Source organism: Saccharothrix sp. NPDC042600, from assembly GCF_040647305.1.
GTDB classification, from domain to species: Bacteria; Actinomycetota; Actinomycetes; order Mycobacteriales; family Pseudonocardiaceae; genus Actinosynnema; species Actinosynnema mutabilis.
The window spans coordinates 1-16952 of the sequence record NZ_JBEZBW010000106.1 but is presented as its reverse complement, the minus strand read 5'-3'; the positions used below and the strand labels follow the sequence as shown (position 1 = coordinate 16952).

Sequence of the window (16952 nt, the reverse complement as noted above, 5' to 3'; positions counted from 1 at the left end):
CGGCGGCGGAGCAGAAGGAGGCAGGTCGGTGCGCGGGCGGCCCGGCGAGCTGCGATGATGTCGCGGACCAGCGCCGTTGCTTGGGAGGACCCACACCGTGCCACTGCCCTACGGGCCCGACGACGACCAGGCGGCGAGCCGGTTCGTCAACGAAGCGTTGCGCAACCGCGACCCGGAGACGTGGCGGCTGCTGTCGTCGGACGAGCACGTGGAGCAGACCGAACGGGTCCTGCGCGGCATGCTGGACCGCATCGCGGCCGACCGCGTCCACCGCACCACCGAGCGCGACACCGCCCGCGTGCGCCTCTCGGCGGGCGAGATCAGCCGGGCGGACTACGAGCGCGACGTGGCGGAGTCCGGCGAACGCACCCGCCGCACCGCCCACTTCGAGGCGTTGGTCCGCGACCACCACCGCCTCGTGGTGGCCCAGGCGCGGAGGTTGCGCGGCGACGACGTGCGGGACGAGCTGATGAGCCTGGTCGTGGCCCTGGGGGCCGCGATCGACGCGCACCGCTCGGCGGTCCTGTCCGGCGACGGCGTCGCGCGGCCCGCCGACCAGGCCCTGTGGGACCGCCTGACCACACTGGACGTCCCCGGACCGAACCGCACGCCGTTGGCGGAGCTGGTCCAGCGGCACTCGGCGCAACAGGACGACCACGCCCGCGTGCTGGCGGCGATCGTCCTGGACCTGGCGGCGGACGCCGACTCCGTTCCCCGCACGGACTTGCTGGACGTGTGGAAGCGGAAGGTCGCGCCGACGTTGACCCAGGAGGAGAAGGCGGAGTTCGCGGCCAAGGGCAAGGGCTCGCTGGTCACCGAGCGGCTGCGCAAGGCCATGGGCGCGCTGGAACGCCGGGGCCTGGTGGCTCGTTCCGGTCCGCAGAACGCCCAACGCGTGGACGTCCTGGACCGCGCGGGTTTGGCGGACCTGGCCGCCGAACACTGACCTCCCGACCTGCCGTTGGCCGAGTCCTCCCAGGACGCTGCAACGGGTCGTCACGGAATTCCCGGGCTACTGCACCGTCACTCGGCGAGTGCCGTCTCACCGCTCGCGCAGTCGCTGAACTCGTCATCGAGTCGGCCAACGGCGCGACGCAGCTCAGCCCGGGCGCCGCGCGGCAGCGCTCGAAGGGCCACGTCCAACTGGTCCCGAGCATCGACCGGATCACAGCACGGACAGTCGGGCCACGGAACGTACAGCCGGCGGCCGGGTTGGGACAGGAACCGCCGATACCGGTCAAGCGCTTGGGAGACGCATCCGGTCCACAGCTCGTGAGCCTCCGCGATCTCGACAGCGGAGCGCAACCACCCGACTCGATCGGCCGGACGAATCCGCCCAGCCGGCCGTGCCCAGTGGTGCGGGCGGAGGCCGACACCGGGAAGATCCGGGTTCGCGGGCGATCCGCAGCTGCCCCGGAGAGGCGATCAGACCTTGTTGTACTGGAAGTACCAGCCGCCCCCGGACTCGTAGCAGCCCCACGCCGGGTAGATCTGGTGGTAGCGCTCCTTGTCCGGTTGGCACGTCTCCTTCGACGGGTACGGGCCCACGGTGATCCAGTTCGTCGCCTCGGCCGCGGCGGGGGCGGCCAGGGTGATCAGGGCGGCGGCCAGGGTGGCGGGGATGACGCGCATGGACGGCTCCTCGGCTCGGTCGTCGTCATCGTGCCGGAGCGCCGTGGTCGCCGGACACCGCCGATCGGGCCGGGTGGTCTAGGCCAATCCGACGGACGGCGAGCAGGAGCGCCGCCATCGTGCGCACGACCGCGCCGTTGCCGAATGCCCACAACCTCACGGCCTGACGCGGAGGTCGGACAGCACGGCCCGGGCGGCACGCCTGCCGGACACCAACGCCCCCTGGATCGAACTGGTGTCACGATGATCGCCACACACGTACCGCCGCCCACCCGCACGCACCGAAGAACGCAACGGATGCGGCGGACGCATAGCCGGCACAGCGTGCGGAATGTCGTAGCGCGCCAACGACTCCCAACGCCTGGTGTCAACGCCGTACAAACGCGCCAAGTGCGCCCGGACCTCCGCTTCGGCAACCGACGCGTCCAGCGCCGAAGCCTGCACCAGCGGCGCGTCCGGCGAGTACGAAGGCGCGACCTCGGACATGACAGCGGTGTCCACCACCGGCCCGCCCTCGGCGTCCACCAGCAGCACACCGTCCCGCAGCGGCGACTCGGGCGGCCGGAAGTACCAGGTCGTCACACCGTTCCAGACCGGTTCCGGTTGCCCCGGCAGGAGAGCGGCGGCGGTGGTGCCGTCGGTGGCGACCACGACCGCGTCCGCGTCCAGCCGCGTCCCGTCCGCCAGGTCAACGCCGTCGTCCCGCACGGTGACCACCCGCACCCCGCACCGCACCGCGGGCAGCCCGGCGGCCAACAAGCGCGGCAACGCGCCCATCCCGTCCGCCGGCACCGCGGCTCCACCGCGCACGAAACACCGCCACACCAACTGGAAGAACCGCGACGACGTGGCCAGCTCGCCCTCCAGGAACACCCCGGACAGGAACGGCTTGAGCACCCGTTCCACCGCCCGCTCCGACAACCCGCCGGCGCGCAGTTCCTCGCGCGTGCTCCGGTCGGAGTCCTTCAGCGCCGCCACCGGACCGAACCCGACCCGCGTCGACAGCGCGCCCAGCGCCAGCGCGTCACGCGGCGACAGCACCCGCTGCCGCAGCATCCCGCCCAACGCCCGCACCCCGGACCGCGGGTCCGCCAGCAGGTCCCGCCGGCCACGGTCGTGGACCAGCACCCCGGGCCGGAAGTGCCGCAGCCGCAACGCCGCCACGTCCACCGCCCGCGCCAGTTCCGGGTAGGCGGGCAGCAGGATCTGGAAGCCCCGGTCCAGCCGCACGCCGTCCACGACGTCCGTGCGCACCCGCCCGCCCACGTCGTCCGCGGCCTCGACCACCGTCACCGAGACCCCGGCCCCGGCCAGCACCCGCGCCGCGCTCAACCCGGCGAGCCCGGCCCCGACCACCACGACTCCGATCACGTCCCGACCGTAAGTCCGCCGGGACGGCCCCGCATGACAGGCGTCAGGCGCGCAGCCGCGCGGCGGCCAGCCGGCCCGAGATCAGGACCGGCGGGATGCCCACGCCCGGGGTGGTGGCGGCGCCGGCCAGGACGACGTTGCCGTCGCGGTCGGGCAGGTTGCCCGGCCGGAACGGACCGGTCTGGGCGACGGTGTGCGCCAGGGAGAACGGGGTCCCGGCCGGGTGCCCCCGCCGCGCCCAGTCGTCGGGGGTGGTCAGGGCCAGCTCGCCGATCTCGGCGTCGGACGGGACGAGCTTGCGCTCGGCCAGCAGCCCCACCAGCTCCTCCGCGTACGGGCGGGCGAGGGTGTCCCAGCGCAGCGGCGCGGACTCCAGGTTCGGGCACGGCGCGAGCAGGTAGTGAAGGTGCCGGCCGGGCGGGGCCAGGTCCGGGTCGGTGCGGGTGGGGGTGGTCAGCAGCAGCGACGGGTCGGTCATCAGCCGGCCGTCGTCGATGATCTCGCGGAACGTCTCGTCCCACCGCTCGCCGAACGAGATCGTGTGGTGCGCGAGGTCGTCGGCGGTGGCGGTGGAGGTCAGGTGCACCACGACCGCCGACGGCGACCAGCGCGTGCGGCGTCGGCGGGGTGGCGCGCCGGTGACCACGACGGCGTCGCACGGGATGCGGTCGTCGGCGGTGCGGACGGCGGTCACCCGCGAGCCCTTCCGCTCGTACCCGGTGACCTCGGTGGAGTAGCGGAACACGACACCCGCGTCCTCGGCCGCCGCCGCGAGCGCCCGCGGCACGGCGTGCATCCCGCCGCGCGGGAAGTACACGCCGGCGATGGTGTCCATGTACGCGATGACGGCATAAGCGGCACGGGCCTGCCGTGGCGCAACGCCCGCATAAAGGGACTGGAAGGTGAACACGCGCCGCAACCGCGGGTCGCGCAGGAACCGGGCGATCACCGGGTCCAGCGCGCGGAAGCCGCCCATCGCCACCAGCGTCGCGAAGTCACGGCCCAGCACGTCCCAGGGCGCGTCGAAGTTCGCCCCGACGAACCGGTCCCGCTCCACCCGGTACAGCCGGGTCAGCCACTCCCGCAGCGCCCGGTACCCGGCCGCCTCCCGGTCCCCGGCGAACCGGCGGACCGCGTCCTCCATCGCCTCGGCGTCGGTGTGCACGTCCAGCGCCGCCCCGTCGGCGAACACCGCCCGGTACGCGGGGTGCAGCGGCACCAGGTCGAGCCGGTCGGCCAACCGGTCGCCCACGGCGGCCAGCGCCTCCTCCAGCAACTCGGGCATGGTGAGCACGGTCGGGCCGGTGTCGATGTGGTGGCCCGCGACCTCCAGCCGCCCGGCCACCCCGCCCGGCCCGGGGCCGCGTTCCACGACGGTGACCTCCCGGCCCGCGCCCCGCAGGTGCAACGCGGCGGACAACCCGGCCAGCCCGGCGCCCACCACCACGACGGAGTCCACCCGCCCCCGCACGGTCCGCACGGTCACCTCAGCCGGCTCGTGGCGCGCGCGGCCAGCGCCGTCAACGCCCGCCGGGCGTCCGGATCGACGCCGGGGTGGTCCAACGCCCGCAACCCGCTCGCGGTCAGCGCGGCGATCTGCTGCTCCAGCGCGGCCACCGCGCCGATCTCCCGCAACGCGTCCGCGACGGCGGCGAGGGTGCGCGGGTCGGTCCGGCGGTCGTCCAGGCAGCGGCGCAACAGGCGCGTGACGTCGTCCCGGCGCCGCTCCCGGGCCAGCGACAGCCCGACCGAGATCAACGGGGTGCGCTTGCCCTCCCGCAGGTCGTCGTCGACGGGTTTCCCGGTCACCTCCGGGTCGCCGAACACGCCGAGCAGGTCGTCGCGCAACTGGTACGCGACGCCGATGTCGTGGCCGAACACCCGCAGGGCCGAGAGCACCGCCGGCTCGGCGTCGGCCAGGGCCGCGCCCAGGTGCAGGGGCCGTTCGACGGTGTAGGCCGCGGTCTTGTAGCGGGCCACCCGCAGCGTCTCCTCCAACGACTCCTCGCGGCGCGCGACGGCGAGCAGGTCCAGGTGCTGGCCGGCGATCATCTCGGTGCGCATGGCCTGCCACGGCGTCCACGCGCGGGCCAGGCCGTCCGCGGGCAGCCCGGCGGTGACCAGCGCGTCGTCGGCCCACGCCAGCGCGAGGTCGCCGACCAGGATCGCGGCGGCGTCGCCGTAGCCGGCGGAGTCGCCCGCCCAGCACGAGCGGCGGTGCTTGGCGGCGAACGCGCGGTGCGTGGCGGGCCGGCCGCGCCGGGTGGCTGAGCGGTCCATGACGTCGTCGTGCACGAGGGCGCAGGCCTGGAGCAGTTCCAGCGCCACGAACGCGCGGACGGCGGTGTCCGCGGCCGGCCCGTCCGGCGCGCCGCCGCCGGCCCGCCAGCCCCACCAGGCGAAGGTGGGGCGCAGCCGCTTGCCGCCGCGACGCACGAAGTCGGCCAGCGCGGCGGAGATCTCGGCGGCCACACCGGTCGCGCACCGGTCGCGCAGGTACCGGTCGAGCTCGTCGGCCAGGCGCGGGGCGAGGTCAGCGGTCGACGACGCCGTCGCGTCGGTGTCGTGACCGGTGGCCAGCGTCATCGTGGTCTCCTCGCGGTCGCAGGGTTCGCGCTGCCGAGTCAACCAGCGCGGTGCGCGCTCCGCATGACGGGCGCGTCCGTCATGCGGAGGCGTGCGCGCGGCCCTAGCGTTGTCCCCGTCGTCAACGGGAAGGAGCTGTCCGGCGGATGTCGGTCGAGCGAGAACTCGATGCCGCGGGCATCGTCGATCCCGTGCTGTGCAACGCCTATCGGCGCTGCCGGGAGCTCAACGCGGTGCACGGCCGCACGTACTACCTGGCCACCAAGCTCCTGCGCCCGGCCCAGCGGCCCGCGGTGCACGCCCTCTACGGGTTCGCGCGGTGGGTCGATGACATCGTGGACGAAGTGCACGACGGCCGCACGCCGGAGCAGCGGGCGGCGGAGCTGTCCGAGGTGGAAGGGCGGCTGCGCGCCGGGCTGGTGGGCGGGGCCGGTGACGACCCGGTGATCATGGCCCTGTTGGACACGATCCGCCGCTACGACATCGACGAGGAGTACTTCCGGGACTTCATGGCGTCGATGCGGATGGACCTCACCGTCACCGACTACGCGACGTACGACGACCTCGCGCGGTACGTGCACGGTTCGGCGGCGGTGATCGGGTTGCAGGTGCTGCCCGTGCTGGGCACCAGCGTGCCGCGCGCCGAGGCCGAGCCCGCGGCGGCGGCGCTGGGGATCGCCTTCCAGCTCACCAACTTCCTGCGGGACGTGGGGGAGGACTTGGACCGGGGTCGGGTGTACCTGCCGGCCGACGAGCTGGCCGCGCACGGCGTGGACCGCGCGTTGCTGCGGTGGTCGCGCGACACCGGCCGCGCCGACGCCCGGATCAGGCGCGCCTTGGCCGAGCAGGTCGCGCGGGCGCGGGCGGTCTACGCCGAGGCCGCGCCCGGGGTGGGGATGCTCGCCCCGCGCTCCCGGCCCTGCGTGGCCACGGCCTACCGGCTCTACGGCCGCATCCTGGACCTGATCGAGGAAGCCGACTACGACGTGCTGTCGCGGCGGGTGGTGGTGTCCACCGGTCGGCGGCTGGTGGTCTTCGCCCGGGCCGCGCTGGCCCGGTCCGCCTGAGCGTTCGGGAATGGAGTGGTGGATGGTGGCGCGCTTGCCGTTGCGGGTGTTCCGGAGTCGCCCGTGGGCCGAGCAGGAACCCACGTGGGCCGACGCCAAGCCCGCGCTGATCGAGGCGGCGTTGAAGCGGGCGCAGGCGCGGCCGTCGGGCAACTGGTTCGTGGTCGGGTCGAGCCGCGAGGTGCGCGCGGACCGGCCGTGGGGGCGGACCGTCGCCGGGCGCGAGGTCGTGGTGTGGCGCGGGTCCGACGGCGGTCTGCTGGCCGGTCCGGGCGCCTGTCCGCACCTGGGCGCGCCGCTGCGCGACGGCGTGGTGGACGACGGGAACCTGTTGTGCCGGTGGCACGGGTTGGCGTTGCGCGGCAAGCGGTTCGGGGCTTGGAGCCCGTACCCGGCGTTCGACGACGGCGTGCTGGCCTGGGTGCGCCTGGACGCGGTGGGCGGGGAGGAGCCGTCGGACCGGCCGGTGGTGGCGCCGCGCCCGACGCGGGGCGCGATCGAGGCGGTCACGACGGTGGTGGGCCGGTGCGAGCCGGAGGACGTGGTGGCCAACCGCCTGGACCCGTGGCACGGCGCGTGGTTCCACCCGTACTCGTTCGCCAACCTGCGCGTGGTCGAGACGCCGACCGAGGCGGACGACCGGTTCACCGTGGAGGTCACGTTCAAGGTGGCGGGGCGGGTGGGCGTGCCGGTGATCGCGGAGTTCACCTGCCCCGAGCCGCGCACGGTGCTGATGCGCATCGTGGAGGGCGAGGGCGTGGGCAGCGTGGTCGAAACCCACGCCACGCCCGTGGACACCGGCCGGACCGCGGTCATCGAGGCCACCGTGGCGCACTCGGAACGCCGGGGGTTCGCCGTGGCGGGGTTGGCCGCGCCGCTGATCCGGCCCGCCATGCGGTGGGCCGCGACGCGGTTGTGGCGCGACGACCTGGCTTACTCCGAGCGCCGGTACGCGTTGCGGACCACCGGGCGGTGGCCGGACTAGCGCCGGGTCTGGTGGTGCGGAGCCGGGCGCGCCCGCGGCGTGCTGGTGGGCTCGCACCACGGTGGAGTCCACGCTCACGGTCCACTCCACCGCGCCGACGGCGTCGTCGCGCAGCTGCACGTGCTCCAGCAGCCGAGCCCACGTGCCGTCGGCCAGCCACCGCCGGAACCGGTGGTAGACCGTCAGCCGGTGATCCCGCCACGGCCGACCTCGACGCGAACCCGACGCGAACCCGGCGGCAACGGCTCGATCAGAGACCATGCCTGATCGGTCAACTCACATGATTACCAGGCGCGCCCTGGCGCCTGTCCTCAAAGTGGGTGGGGCGATCTGCTATGACCTCGGGTCGTGATTCGGTGGCCTTCGACCGCACCGCCTACGAACGCCGCAACGTGGTGCAACGCTGCTTTAACCGACACAAGCAGTTCCGGGCAAGCGCCACCCGCTTCGACAAGGCCGCCACCTCTCACCGAGGCGTGATCGACCTGGCCACCCTGCTCATCCGGCTTCGAGGACACGACTAGCCCGGCACCCGGCCCCACTTCCGCGCCACGGCGCGCAGGAGCGGGTTGCGGCCGGTGGTCGGCACTGTCCACAGTGGAGTGCCCGCCACGCCCCACCGGGACAGCAGGTGGTTGGCGGCGGTGAAGCCCGTGGTGGCGGCTCGTTCCATCAGGGCTACCGGGAGGTTCACTCGGACCAGGTCGCCCGCCAGGACCAGGAAGTCCTCCGGTGTGGTGACCGTCGGGCGGTGCCGGAAGCCGCCCGGCGGGAACAGCGGGCAGTCCGCGCGCAGCTCGTGGCGTTCGTCCACCACGCCGGCGGCCTTGGTCTCCGGGTAGACCTCGTGGAGGGCGTCCAGCAGCCGCCGCCGCGCCTCGTGCCCGTCCACTGTGGACGGGATGGCGTAGCCGTGCAGCTCCACCACCGAGCCGCCGCTGCGCGCCGCCCACGCCCGTGCCTCGTGCTCGTACCGGTCCAGGACGGTGACGTTGTCCAGCAGGTCGTAGCCGCTGGTGCCGACGAAGCCCGGCCGGTCCGGGGCCACCGGGCGGTCCAGCCAGTAGCGGGACACCAGGAACGGCGGCGCGGTGGCCAGCTGCTCGACGCCGGCCCGCCACGGCGCGGTGCCCAGGTCCGGCGAGGCCTCGACCAGCGCGCGCAGGCCCGGGACGTCCAGGGCCAGGACCACGGCGTCGGCCTCCACCGGGCGGGTGGCCAGGTGGACGGTGAACCGCCGCCGGCCGCCGCGCACCACCTCCAGCACCGGCTCGCCGGTGTGGACGTCCGCGCCCAACGCGGTGAGGTGCTCGGCCAACGGGTTCCACAGGCCGTGCGGGAACGGGTCGGTGGGCACGTCGAACAGCAGGCCCTCGGCCGAGCCGAGGAAGTAGATGTGGAACATCGTCGCCAGCTCCGCCGCCGACATGCGGTCCGGGTGGGCGAAGAAGCTGCGCGAGAACACCTCGAACGCCAGGGCGTGGGCCGCTTTCGGGAACCGGACGTGCTCCAGGTAGGTGGCCGCGCTCATCGCGTCCAGCTCGCGGTAGGTGGCGGGGACGGACACGTCCAGCAGGCGCAGCGCGGCGCGGGCGTCCACGTCCAGCAGGTCGCGCCAGGCGAAGGTCTCGCTGCGCCACAGGAAGGCCAGCGCGTTCCACGGCAACGTCCGCGGCAGGCCGGCGAACCCGTCGCGGTGGCCGCCCCGGTGCCACAGCGGGTAGTCCGGGAGCCCGACCAGCGCGGTGCCGTGCGGGTCGGCGCGGCGCAGCAGGGCGCGCAGGTTGTAGTACTGGCGGAAGAACGCGTGGAACCCCCGGGTCATCGTGGCCCGGCTGCCGTCGGCCAGCACCGTGTCCCAGCCGCCGACCCGGCCGCCCAGGTGGTTCTCGCGCTCGCACAGCACCACCCGCGCGCCGCGCTCGGCCAGGATCGTCGCCGCGGCCAGGCCGGCGATACCGGCCCCCACCACGACCACGACGGGCGCGTCGCCGTTGAACGACGGTCTTCCGGTCGGCCCCTCGATCCGTACCGCGGCACGGTCGCGCATCAGCGCTCCTCCAGTGGTGCGTGGCCGACGAACGTGTGCACGACGCCCAGTTGCAGGCCCGGCAGCGGCGCGCTGCGCACACCGGTGAAACCGTTGCGCCGCAAGCGGTCCCGCAGTTCGCGGGCGCTGTCGAAGCGCAGCGCGCTGCGCCACAGGTACGTGTAGAGGCGGTGGTCGCCGGTCACCAGGCGGCCCGCCGGGATGACCACACCCCAGCACAACGCGGTCCAGACGGCCGTGCGCAGCGCGGAGTCGCGCACCGAGTACTCGTGCGCCACGAACCGGCCACCCGGCCGGAGCAGTTCGCGGACGCGGCGCAACGCCGGGTCCGGGTCGGGCAGGTTGCGCACCAGGTAGGCGGCGAAGACGGCGTCGAACGGGCCTGCCACGCCCGCCGCGTCCAGGTCCTCGGCCCGCGAGTGCACGAACCGCACCGACGACGGCCAGCGCTTGGCCCGCGCCTGGGCGACCATGCCCTCCGAGGCGTCCACCGCCACCACCTCGACCTCCGGGGCCACCGCCAGCAGCGCCGCCGTCGAGGCCCCGGTGCCGCAGCCCAGGTCGAGCACCCGCTGCCCGGGGCGCAACCCCAGCGCGCGGGCCGAGCGGCGCAACGCCGCGTGGTAGCCGGGGTTCAGGCCGACCAGCAGGTCGTAGCCGGTGGCGGCGGAGTCGAAGGCGGCCGGGACCTCCCGCGCCCGCAGACCGGTCACGACGCCACCTCGCGGTCGCGGTGCCGCTGCCACAGCAGCAGGGTCGCGGTGATCATCGCGAACCCGAACAGGAAGTCCTCCACGGGGATGTCCCACGGGGCGCGCGTGCCGCTGATCGCCCACGGCGCGTAGATGACGATCGGCGCGGACAGCTTCGTCAGCCACCCGTCCACCGGCACCTGGAACGCGAACACCACGCCCATCGTGATCCAGTACGCGGGCCGCTTGAACAGCCCGGTCCGCAGCACCAGCAGCTCCCACAGCACCGTCAGCACCGCGGCCACGGCCGCGGCGACCAGGTACTCCCTAACCACGGCCCACCCGCTCCCGCCGGTCGGCGGGCCGCCGCCGCGACAGCGCGCCCACCGCCTCGTAGGTCAGCACCGCGCACACCGGGACCACCACGAAGAACAACACCTCTTCCACCGGCATCCCGCCCGGCAGCACCACACCGAGCGTGAACGCCTCGTTGAACGACCAGTGCCCGCGGGCGATGGCCACCAGGTCCCACGCGGCGAACACCGCGAGCACGGGCAGCAGCGCGCGGGCGAGCGTGCCCAGCCTCCGGTACACCCCGGCCCCCAGGAACTCCAACGGCGCGGTCACGACGACGCAGGCCGCCAGCACGGCCAGGTACTGCCAGCGGTCACCCACGAGCCACCTCCACGCGTCCGACCGTATGGCCCGCCGGGCGGGTTCGCATGACGGCGGGGTGTGGGGGCTCGGGCGCGGGGTACCCGACGGGTCCAGCGTGAGGGGAGCGGAGCCGTGACCAGTTATGCGCACCGGGCCGAGGTGGACCTGGCCGCCGACCGCCTGTTCGACTTCCTGGCCGACCCCCGCACCCTGCCCCGCTACCTGCCGGAGCTGACCGAGGTCGAGCCGGTGGGCGGGGACCGGGTGCACGTGGAGGCGGAGGTCGGCGGCCGGCACGTCGAGGCGGAGGGCTGGCTGCGGGTGGACCGCGACCGGCGCACCCTGTCGTGGGGCACGCCCGGCGAGGACGACTACCACGGCGAGCTGACCGTGTCCGACCACGGCGCGGGCCGCAGCGAGGTCGCCATCACCCTGCACACCGAGCGGGCGGGCGGGCCGGAGGTCCAGCGCGGCTTGGAGGAGGCGGTGGCCGTCCTGACCCACCGCGCGACGGCCGAGAACGACACCGAGGCCGCCGAGAAGGGCGACGACTGGTTCTGACCCCTATCGGAGCCCTTCGTAACGGTCACCGGCGAACTGCCGCAACGCGAGGTCGATGGCGGTGGCGAAGTCGCCGTCCACGGCCTGGCGCCGCCCTCTCCCGTCGCGGGTCACCACGTCCAGGACGACCCGAGACCCGTTCCGCACCACCACGAGCCGGTCCACGTCGGCCCACCGGTACGCCCACGACGCGCCCTTCGGCTCGTCCCACCGCACGCCGTCCGGCCCGATGATCAACTTCCGCGGGCGGTGCAGGCGCTGGGTGACCCACTGGATCAGCCTGGGCGCCACCAGGACCACGCCCAGGCTGAGCGCGGACCCCACCAGCCACTCCGCCCGACCCCCGGTGAACAGCCCGCGCACCAGCATGACCAGCGCGACGACGACCACCAGCGCGGGCACCAGCACGGCCACCACCAGCCGCCCGTGGGCGCGTCCACCAACGTTGATCTCGACGGTCACCCCCGCATCCCACCAAATCAGGTGCCTCCGGTGGTGGATGTCGGGAACATGGCGGCCATGGGTTTCCTCGGTGACCGGGTGCGCGAGCGGCTCGACAGGGCCGTGGCCGAGACCGCCGGCGGCAGCTTCGACGCCGCGCACCGCCTCGCGTCGATGCTGCTCGCGGCGAGGCACAACGCCGACGTCACGCGGCTGTTGGTCGAAGCACCCCTGCCCGTGTGGCTCACGCTGGACGCGTCCGCCCGCGGGTGGAACGCTCCACAATGGACCGAAACCGCCGCCCGCCGCCTGGCGAGCGGCGGGTTGGGCCTGGTCGAGTCGGCGCTCGCCGCCTGCCACGCGAACGGCCACGTCCGGCAGGCTGCGGTGACCGCGCTCGGCGCGCGCGACGACGTCCTGGGGTTGCTCGCGGTGCGGGCGGTGGACTGGGTGCCGCAGGTCCGCGACCGTGCCCGGCTGGTGTGCGGGCGGTGGCTCGTCCGCACCCCGGTCCGGGCGATCAGCGTCCTGGCGCCGGCCGCGCTCGCCCTGCGCGGTCGGCGGGAGGGGGAGTGGCTGGCCGAGGCCGTGGAGACCACGTTGCGCACGGGTCCACCGGAGGCGCTGGCCGTCGCGTTGGCGAGCGGCGACCGGCGGCTGCGGCGACTCGCGCACACCATCGCCGTGGCCGCCGGCCGCCTCGACCTCCGCGAACTCACCCGCACGGCGTTGACCGACCCCGACCTGCCGGTCCGCGTCCTGTGCGCGGACGCCGCCCTCCGCGCGGCCCGGGAGACCGGTGACCACGACGTACCCCGCCGCCTGCTCGCCGGCAGCACCGCCGCCGTCCGGGCCGAAGCCGTGCGCGCGCTGTCTTCGGCCGGTGACGTCGCGCCCGCCACGGCGGCCCTGACCGACCGCAGCGCGCTGGTGCGCGCGACCGCACAGGCCGCCGTGCGCCGCGCCGGCGCCGACCCGGCCACCCACTACCGCACCCGGCTCGCCAACCCCTGGGCGATCGCCGGCCTGGGCGAGACCGGCGCCCGCGCCGACACGGCCCTGCTCCGGCCGTGCCTGGAGCACCCGTCGTCCCGGGGCCGGGCCGAAGCGATGCGCGCGTTGCGACGCCTGGGCGACACCCCGCGCCAACCGCTCCTGGCCCTGCTCACCGACCCGGTCAACGCGGTGGTGCGGCAGGTGGTGCTGTCCCTGCTCCCGGAGGCGCCCAGCCTGGACGAACACGCCCTGCGCCCCCTGCTCCGGCCGCCCCACCCGCCCCACGTGCACCGGGCCGCCTACCGCCTGCTCCGCGCGCGGGACACGTGGACCAGGCTCAGCGTGGACCTCGAACTGGCCGCCGACCCCGCCCACGCCGTCCACGCCCACGCCCGCGCCGACCTCGTCGCCTGGCTGGAGCACGACGCCGCGACCACGTACTCCACGCCGCCCCCGGCACGCGCGGCCGAGCTGTCCGGGCTGCTCGCCGCCGCCGTCCTGGAGCCGGAAGTGATCCGCGTCCTGCGGTTCCACTTCGGACTGGCGGATTGACGTGGAGCCGGCGCGTTCCCAGCAGGTGAGCGTTGGCCGGGCGGGTGGCGGCGACGGGGTACCGTCCCGTGCGCCGGCCCTGATACGGCCATCAGGGGGAGTGTCTGCTCGGTGAGCAGGGAGGGGGACGAGCCGTGCGCCGTCGTATGCGTGGCACCGCTTTCGCCGCGATCGCGTTGACCGGGTTGTTGGTGGTCAGCGCCTGCGCGAAGGACTCCGGCGGGAGCACCGCCGCGTCGACCGGAGGTGCTCCGTGCGAGTTCGCGCCACCGCCCAGCCCGCCGGTCGCCTCGACGACCAGCGCGGCCGGTGAGAAGCCCGCCGGGGAGAAGGTCGACGGGAGCGCGCTGAAGGTCGGTCTGGCCTACGACATCGGTGGCCGCGGCGACGCGTCGTTCAACGACCTCGCCGCCGCCGGGTTCGACCAGGCGATCAAGGACCTGGGCGTGAAGAAGGAGAACACCCGCGAGCTGTCCGCCGCGCCGCACGAGGACGAGTCGGTGAAGCGGTCCCGGCTGCGGCAGCTCGCGCGGGACGGGTTCAACCCGATCATCGGCGTCGGGTTCGCCTACACCGAGGCGCTGCGGGTCGTCGCGCCCGAGTTCCCGGACGTGAAATTCGGCCTGGTGGACTCGGCCGTGGACGGCGCGCCCAACGTGACACCGCTGGTGTTCGCCGAGCAGGAGGGCGCGTTCCTGGCGGGCGTGGTGGCCGCGTACCAGAGCCGGAAGTGCCACGTGGGCTTCATCGGCGGCGTGGACATCCCGCTGATCCAGAAGTTCGAGGCCGGTTTCGTGCAGGGCGCCCGGACGGCCGCGCCGAAGGTCGAGGTGGAGCGGAAGTACATCACCCCCGCCACGGACTTCTCGGGCTTCCAGGACCCGGCGAAGGGCTCGGAGACGGCGAAGGGCCTGATCGACAAGGGCGCCGACGTGCTGTACCCGGCGGCGGGCGCGTCGGGGATCGGCGTGTTCGCGGCGGTGAAGCAGGCGGGCGTGCTGGCGATCGGGTGCGACGCGGACCAGTACCACCAGCCGGCGCTGGCGGATTCGCGGGACGTGATCGTGGCGTCCAGCCTGAAGCGCGTGGACGTGGCGGTGTACGACTTCGTGCGGGCGGCGGCGGGGAACGACTTGACGTCGTTGCCGAAGGTGTTCGACCTGAAGGTGAACGGCATCGGCTACGCGACGTCGGGCGGCAAGGTGGACGCGAAGCTGCAGGGCATCCTGGAAGCCTTCAAGGCCCAGATCATCGAGGGCAAGATCCAGGTGGCCGACAAGCGGTGACCGCGTCCGGGACGGTCGTTCGGGGTTGACCCTCCCACAGTGGGAGGGTCCAGGCTGTCGGTCCGCCAGGGCCCGACCCGCCACCCCGGGAGACCGATGATCATCGAGAACGTCTCGTACACCGGCCGCCACTGCGAGACCACCACCCTCGGCGCTCTCCTGCGCCACGGGGGCCTCGACCTGTCCGAACCCATGCTGTTCGGCCTCGGCGAAGGGCTGGGGTTCGTCTACTGGGACGCGAAGAACCTGGACTTCCCGTTCCTCGGCGGTCGCGTCAAACCGTTCGCCCTCACCCGGACCGTGGCCGACCGGCTGGACCTGGCGCTGCGCGTCCAGGAGACGGCCTCACCCCGCAAGGCCTGGCGGAACGTCACCGACGCCCTCGCCGCCGGACACCCGGTCGGCCTCCAACTGGACTGCTACCACCTCGACTACTTCACCACCAAGGTGCACTTCGGCGGCCACTTCGTCGCGATGTACGGCTACGACGACACCCACGCCCACCTGATCGACACCACCCAACAGGGCGGCGAGGTGACGACCACCCTCAAGAGCCTGGAACAGGCCCGCGACGAACGCGGCCCGATGACCGCCCGCAACCTCTCCTTCACCATCACCCGCACCACCCCACCCGACCTCGCCACCGCCATCCGCACGGCCGTCACCGCCAACGCGCGCGCCTTCCTCGACCCGCCCATCGCCAACCTCGGCCACCGCGGCATCGCCAAGGCGGCCCACCAGGTGACCCGCTGGCTCGACCGCTCAAGCGACCCGTCCCGCGACCTCCCGCAGGCCGCGACCCTGATGGAACGCGGCGGCACCGGCGGCTCGCTGTTCCGCGCGCTGTACCGCGACTTCCTGGCCGAGTCCGCCACGATCGTGGACGACGAGAACCTCCGCCTCGGCCACCACCTCTACGCCGACATCGCCCCGCTGTGGACCGAGGTCGCCCACCACATCACCACCGCCGGCGAAACCCACGACCCGACCCACCTGACCCACGCCGCGACCCTCCTCACCGACCTCGCGGCCCGGGAACGCCACGCCATGCAGGTCCTGTCCAACCTCTGAACCCACCCGCCCTCGATGTGGCTCGGGGGAAAGGGTGGGGCATAGGGAAGCAGGTGCTTTTGGTGTCCAGTTCTGCGCGTTGACCCGACAGCACGGATGGCTGGGAGAGGTCGAAGGTGTACGCGTCAGCCTCGTCAACGCCACGTCACTTCCGGTAGCGCTTCGCTAGTCGCCACTATGCCTGTGTTCGATCTCCGCCAGTGCTCGCGCCAAATATACGGTGTTGGAATGAGTCCACAGCGTGACCTGAAGTTCGCGCCCATCAAGGGGCCCCTTGGGGATTACCACCGTCGCCACGACATGTCCGTAGGTGAGAGAGTAGGTGTATTCGGAGTCGCCGGCTTCCCAGTTGACCTGACACCTTTCGTCCGCCTCCGGTACCGGAAAACCCACTTCGGCGCAACGTTGTTTGACCGCTTCTTTTGCCAGCAACTTGCGATGGTGTCCCGGGTACGGGCGACCGCTGTGCATTCGAGCCCAGTGCCACCCCTACGAACGTCACGGCGTTCTCGACGGTGTGTCGTTTCCCGGAAAGACTGTGCCGGTGACGGTGCCGCCAGTTCGAATCTTTGCAACTGGCGTATCGCGGTCGTCAGAGTGTCGGGCAGGCACGCCTTCTTGTGATCCAAAGGAAGGACAATCAAGAACAGCACTATCGGACGAAGGGTGCATAGGGTGGCCGAAGTAGCTCCATCCCGGCTTCCCCGGCGAGGCCAATCGCCGGCCGTGCTGGTCTAGTAGTTCAGAGAAGGACGCGCCGCGTTCGACTCGCGGGCATCCGACGTCAGGTGCCGACCCCGGTCGGGTCGGTGCCGGCACGCACGGTCCCGGTTGGACGACGGGCACGGGTCCGTGCGACGGAGGAGGGCCGGCCGAGAGACCGGAGTGCTGATCCGAGGTCCGGGACTCGTCCCGGCGCGCGTTCGATCCGCGCGCCCTCCGCGGGGTCGCCCCCCCGCCCCCCCCCCCGGGCGCCCCGCGCCGGCGCCCGGGCCCCGGGCCGCG

18 protein-coding genes and 1 pseudogene are annotated in these 16952 nt (G+C 73.6%); 8 read left to right on the top strand and 11 right to left on the bottom strand.

Going from position 1 to position 16952, the window contains the following annotated elements:
- Positions 1-97 precede the first annotated feature (97 nt).
- A complete protein-coding gene (locus AB0A74_RS36250) occupies positions 98-946 on the top strand; it encodes a hypothetical protein (protein ID WP_358256791.1) in 849 nt (282 codons plus the stop codon).
- A 479-nt stretch (positions 947-1425) separates the two neighbouring features.
- Here the strand turns inward: AB0A74_RS36250 and AB0A74_RS36245 are convergent, their stop codons facing one another.
- The 4 genes from AB0A74_RS36245 to AB0A74_RS36230 form a co-directional block, all read right to left on the bottom strand.
- A complete protein-coding gene (locus AB0A74_RS36245) occupies positions 1426-1632 on the bottom strand; it encodes a hypothetical protein (RefSeq protein WP_358256789.1) in 207 nt (68 codons plus the stop codon).
- Positions 1633-1788: 156 nt separating this feature from the next.
- Positions 1789-3003: an NAD(P)/FAD-dependent oxidoreductase gene (locus tag AB0A74_RS36240; protein ID WP_358256787.1), complete on the bottom strand. Its 1215-nt coding sequence runs from the start codon at positions 3001-3003 to the stop codon at positions 1789-1791.
- 43 nt (positions 3004-3046) lie between these two features.
- Complete coding sequence (crtI, locus tag AB0A74_RS36235; RefSeq protein WP_358256785.1) at positions 3047-4483, bottom strand: phytoene desaturase family protein; 1437 nt, start codon at positions 4481-4483, stop codon at positions 3047-3049.
- Between the two features lie 2 nt (positions 4484-4485).
- Complete coding sequence (locus tag AB0A74_RS36230; RefSeq protein ID WP_358256783.1) at positions 4486-5589, bottom strand: polyprenyl synthetase family protein; 1104 nt, start codon at positions 5587-5589, stop codon at positions 4486-4488.
- 146 nt (positions 5590-5735) lie between these two features.
- Between AB0A74_RS36230 and AB0A74_RS36225 the strand changes: the two genes are divergently transcribed.
- Positions 5736-6656 carry a phytoene/squalene synthase family protein gene (locus AB0A74_RS36225; RefSeq protein ID WP_358256781.1) on the top strand — a complete coding sequence of 307 codons (921 nt, stop codon included), beginning with the start codon at positions 5736-5738 and terminating at the stop codon, positions 6654-6656.
- Positions 6657-6678: 22 nt separating this feature from the next.
- The gene (locus AB0A74_RS36220) at positions 6679-7641 is read left to right on the top strand and encodes a DUF5914 domain-containing protein (RefSeq protein WP_358256779.1); all 963 of its coding nucleotides are present in this window, start codon (positions 6679-6681) and stop codon (positions 7639-7641) included.
- A 27-nt stretch (positions 7642-7668) separates the two neighbouring features.
- On the opposite strand, the pseudogene AB0A74_RS36215 reads toward AB0A74_RS36220, so the two are convergent.
- Positions 7669-7883: pseudogene (locus tag AB0A74_RS36215) on the bottom strand (IS5/IS1182 family transposase); the annotation flags it as partial.
- Positions 7884-7946: 63 nt separating this feature from the next.
- Between AB0A74_RS36215 and AB0A74_RS36210 the strand changes: the two are divergent.
- On the top strand, positions 7947-8165 hold the full coding sequence (locus AB0A74_RS36210) for a transposase (RefSeq protein ID WP_358256809.1): 219 nt from the start codon (positions 7947-7949) through the stop codon (positions 8163-8165).
- Here the strand turns inward: AB0A74_RS36210 and AB0A74_RS36205 are convergent.
- From AB0A74_RS36205 to AB0A74_RS36190, 4 genes are read right to left on the bottom strand one after another with little or no spacing between them, the layout of a single operon-like run.
- A complete protein-coding gene (locus AB0A74_RS36205) occupies positions 8162-9691 on the bottom strand; it encodes an FAD-dependent oxidoreductase (RefSeq protein ID WP_358256777.1) in 1530 nt (509 codons plus the stop codon). The genes AB0A74_RS36210 and AB0A74_RS36205 overlap by 4 nt on opposite strands.
- The gene (locus tag AB0A74_RS36200; RefSeq protein WP_358256808.1) at positions 9691-10395 is read right to left on the bottom strand and encodes a class I SAM-dependent methyltransferase; all 705 of its coding nucleotides are present in this window, start codon (positions 10393-10395) and stop codon (positions 9691-9693) included. Before AB0A74_RS36200 ends, AB0A74_RS36205 begins: the two co-directional genes overlap by 1 nt.
- 5 nt (positions 10396-10400) lie before the next feature.
- On the bottom strand, positions 10401-10718 hold the full coding sequence (locus AB0A74_RS36195) for a lycopene cyclase domain-containing protein (protein ID WP_358256776.1): 318 nt from the start codon (positions 10716-10718) through the stop codon (positions 10401-10403).
- The gene (locus AB0A74_RS36190) at positions 10711-11058 is read right to left on the bottom strand and encodes a lycopene cyclase domain-containing protein (protein ID WP_358256774.1); all 348 of its coding nucleotides are present in this window, start codon (positions 11056-11058) and stop codon (positions 10711-10713) included. The genes AB0A74_RS36195 and AB0A74_RS36190 overlap by 8 nt, the downstream gene beginning before the upstream one ends.
- 114 nt (positions 11059-11172) lie before the next feature.
- Here AB0A74_RS36190 and AB0A74_RS36185 point away from each other — a divergent pair, with 114 nt between their 5' ends.
- On the top strand, positions 11173-11601 hold the full coding sequence (locus AB0A74_RS36185) for an SRPBCC family protein (protein ID WP_358256772.1): 429 nt from the start codon (positions 11173-11175) through the stop codon (positions 11599-11601).
- Positions 11602-11604: 3 nt separating this feature from the next.
- Here AB0A74_RS36185 and AB0A74_RS36180 read toward each other — a convergent pair whose 3' ends face one another.
- A complete protein-coding gene (locus AB0A74_RS36180) occupies positions 11605-12063 on the bottom strand; it encodes a hypothetical protein (RefSeq protein ID WP_358256771.1) in 459 nt (152 codons plus the stop codon).
- 30 nt (positions 12064-12093) lie between these two features.
- Between AB0A74_RS36180 and AB0A74_RS36175 the strand changes: the two genes are divergently transcribed.
- From AB0A74_RS36175 to AB0A74_RS36165, 3 genes are all read left to right on the top strand, one after another.
- Positions 12094-13590 carry a HEAT repeat domain-containing protein gene (locus AB0A74_RS36175; RefSeq protein WP_358256769.1) on the top strand — a complete coding sequence of 499 codons (1497 nt, stop codon included), beginning with the start codon at positions 12094-12096 and terminating at the stop codon, positions 13588-13590.
- A 146-nt stretch (positions 13591-13736) separates the two neighbouring features.
- A complete protein-coding gene (locus AB0A74_RS36170) occupies positions 13737-14876 on the top strand; it encodes a BMP family ABC transporter substrate-binding protein (RefSeq protein ID WP_358256767.1) in 1140 nt (379 codons plus the stop codon).
- A gap of 96 nt (positions 14877-14972) precedes the next feature.
- Positions 14973-15947, top strand: a complete 975-nt coding sequence (locus tag AB0A74_RS36165; RefSeq protein ID WP_358256765.1) for a BtrH N-terminal domain-containing protein — start codon at positions 14973-14975, stop codon at positions 15945-15947.
- A 165-nt stretch (positions 15948-16112) separates the two neighbouring features.
- Here AB0A74_RS36165 and AB0A74_RS36160 read toward each other — a convergent pair whose 3' ends face one another.
- On the bottom strand, positions 16113-16379 hold the full coding sequence (locus AB0A74_RS36160) for a hypothetical protein (protein ID WP_358256763.1): 267 nt from the start codon (positions 16377-16379) through the stop codon (positions 16113-16115).
- Between the last annotated feature and the right edge of the window lie 573 nt (positions 16380-16952).

Coding starts and splice junctions, on each gene's coding strand:
- AB0A74_RS36245 (WP_358256789.1), bottom strand. CDS start 1,632: ATGCGCGTCATCCCCGCCACCCTGGCCGCCGCCCTGATCACCCTGGCC.
- AB0A74_RS36230 (WP_358256783.1), bottom strand. CDS start 5,589: ATGACGCTGGCCACCGGTCACGACACCGACGCGACGGCGTCGTCGACC.
- AB0A74_RS36225 (WP_358256781.1), top strand. CDS start 5,736: ATGTCGGTCGAGCGAGAACTCGATGCCGCGGGCATCGTCGATCCCGTG.
- AB0A74_RS36220 (WP_358256779.1), top strand. CDS start 6,679: ATGGTGGCGCGCTTGCCGTTGCGGGTGTTCCGGAGTCGCCCGTGGGCC.
- AB0A74_RS36205 (WP_358256777.1), bottom strand. CDS start 9,691: ATGCGCGACCGTGCCGCGGTACGGATCGAGGGGCCGACCGGAAGACCG.
- AB0A74_RS36170 (WP_358256767.1), top strand. CDS start 13,737: ATGCGTGGCACCGCTTTCGCCGCGATCGCGTTGACCGGGTTGTTGGTG.
- AB0A74_RS36165 (WP_358256765.1), top strand. CDS start 14,973: ATGATCATCGAGAACGTCTCGTACACCGGCCGCCACTGCGAGACCACC.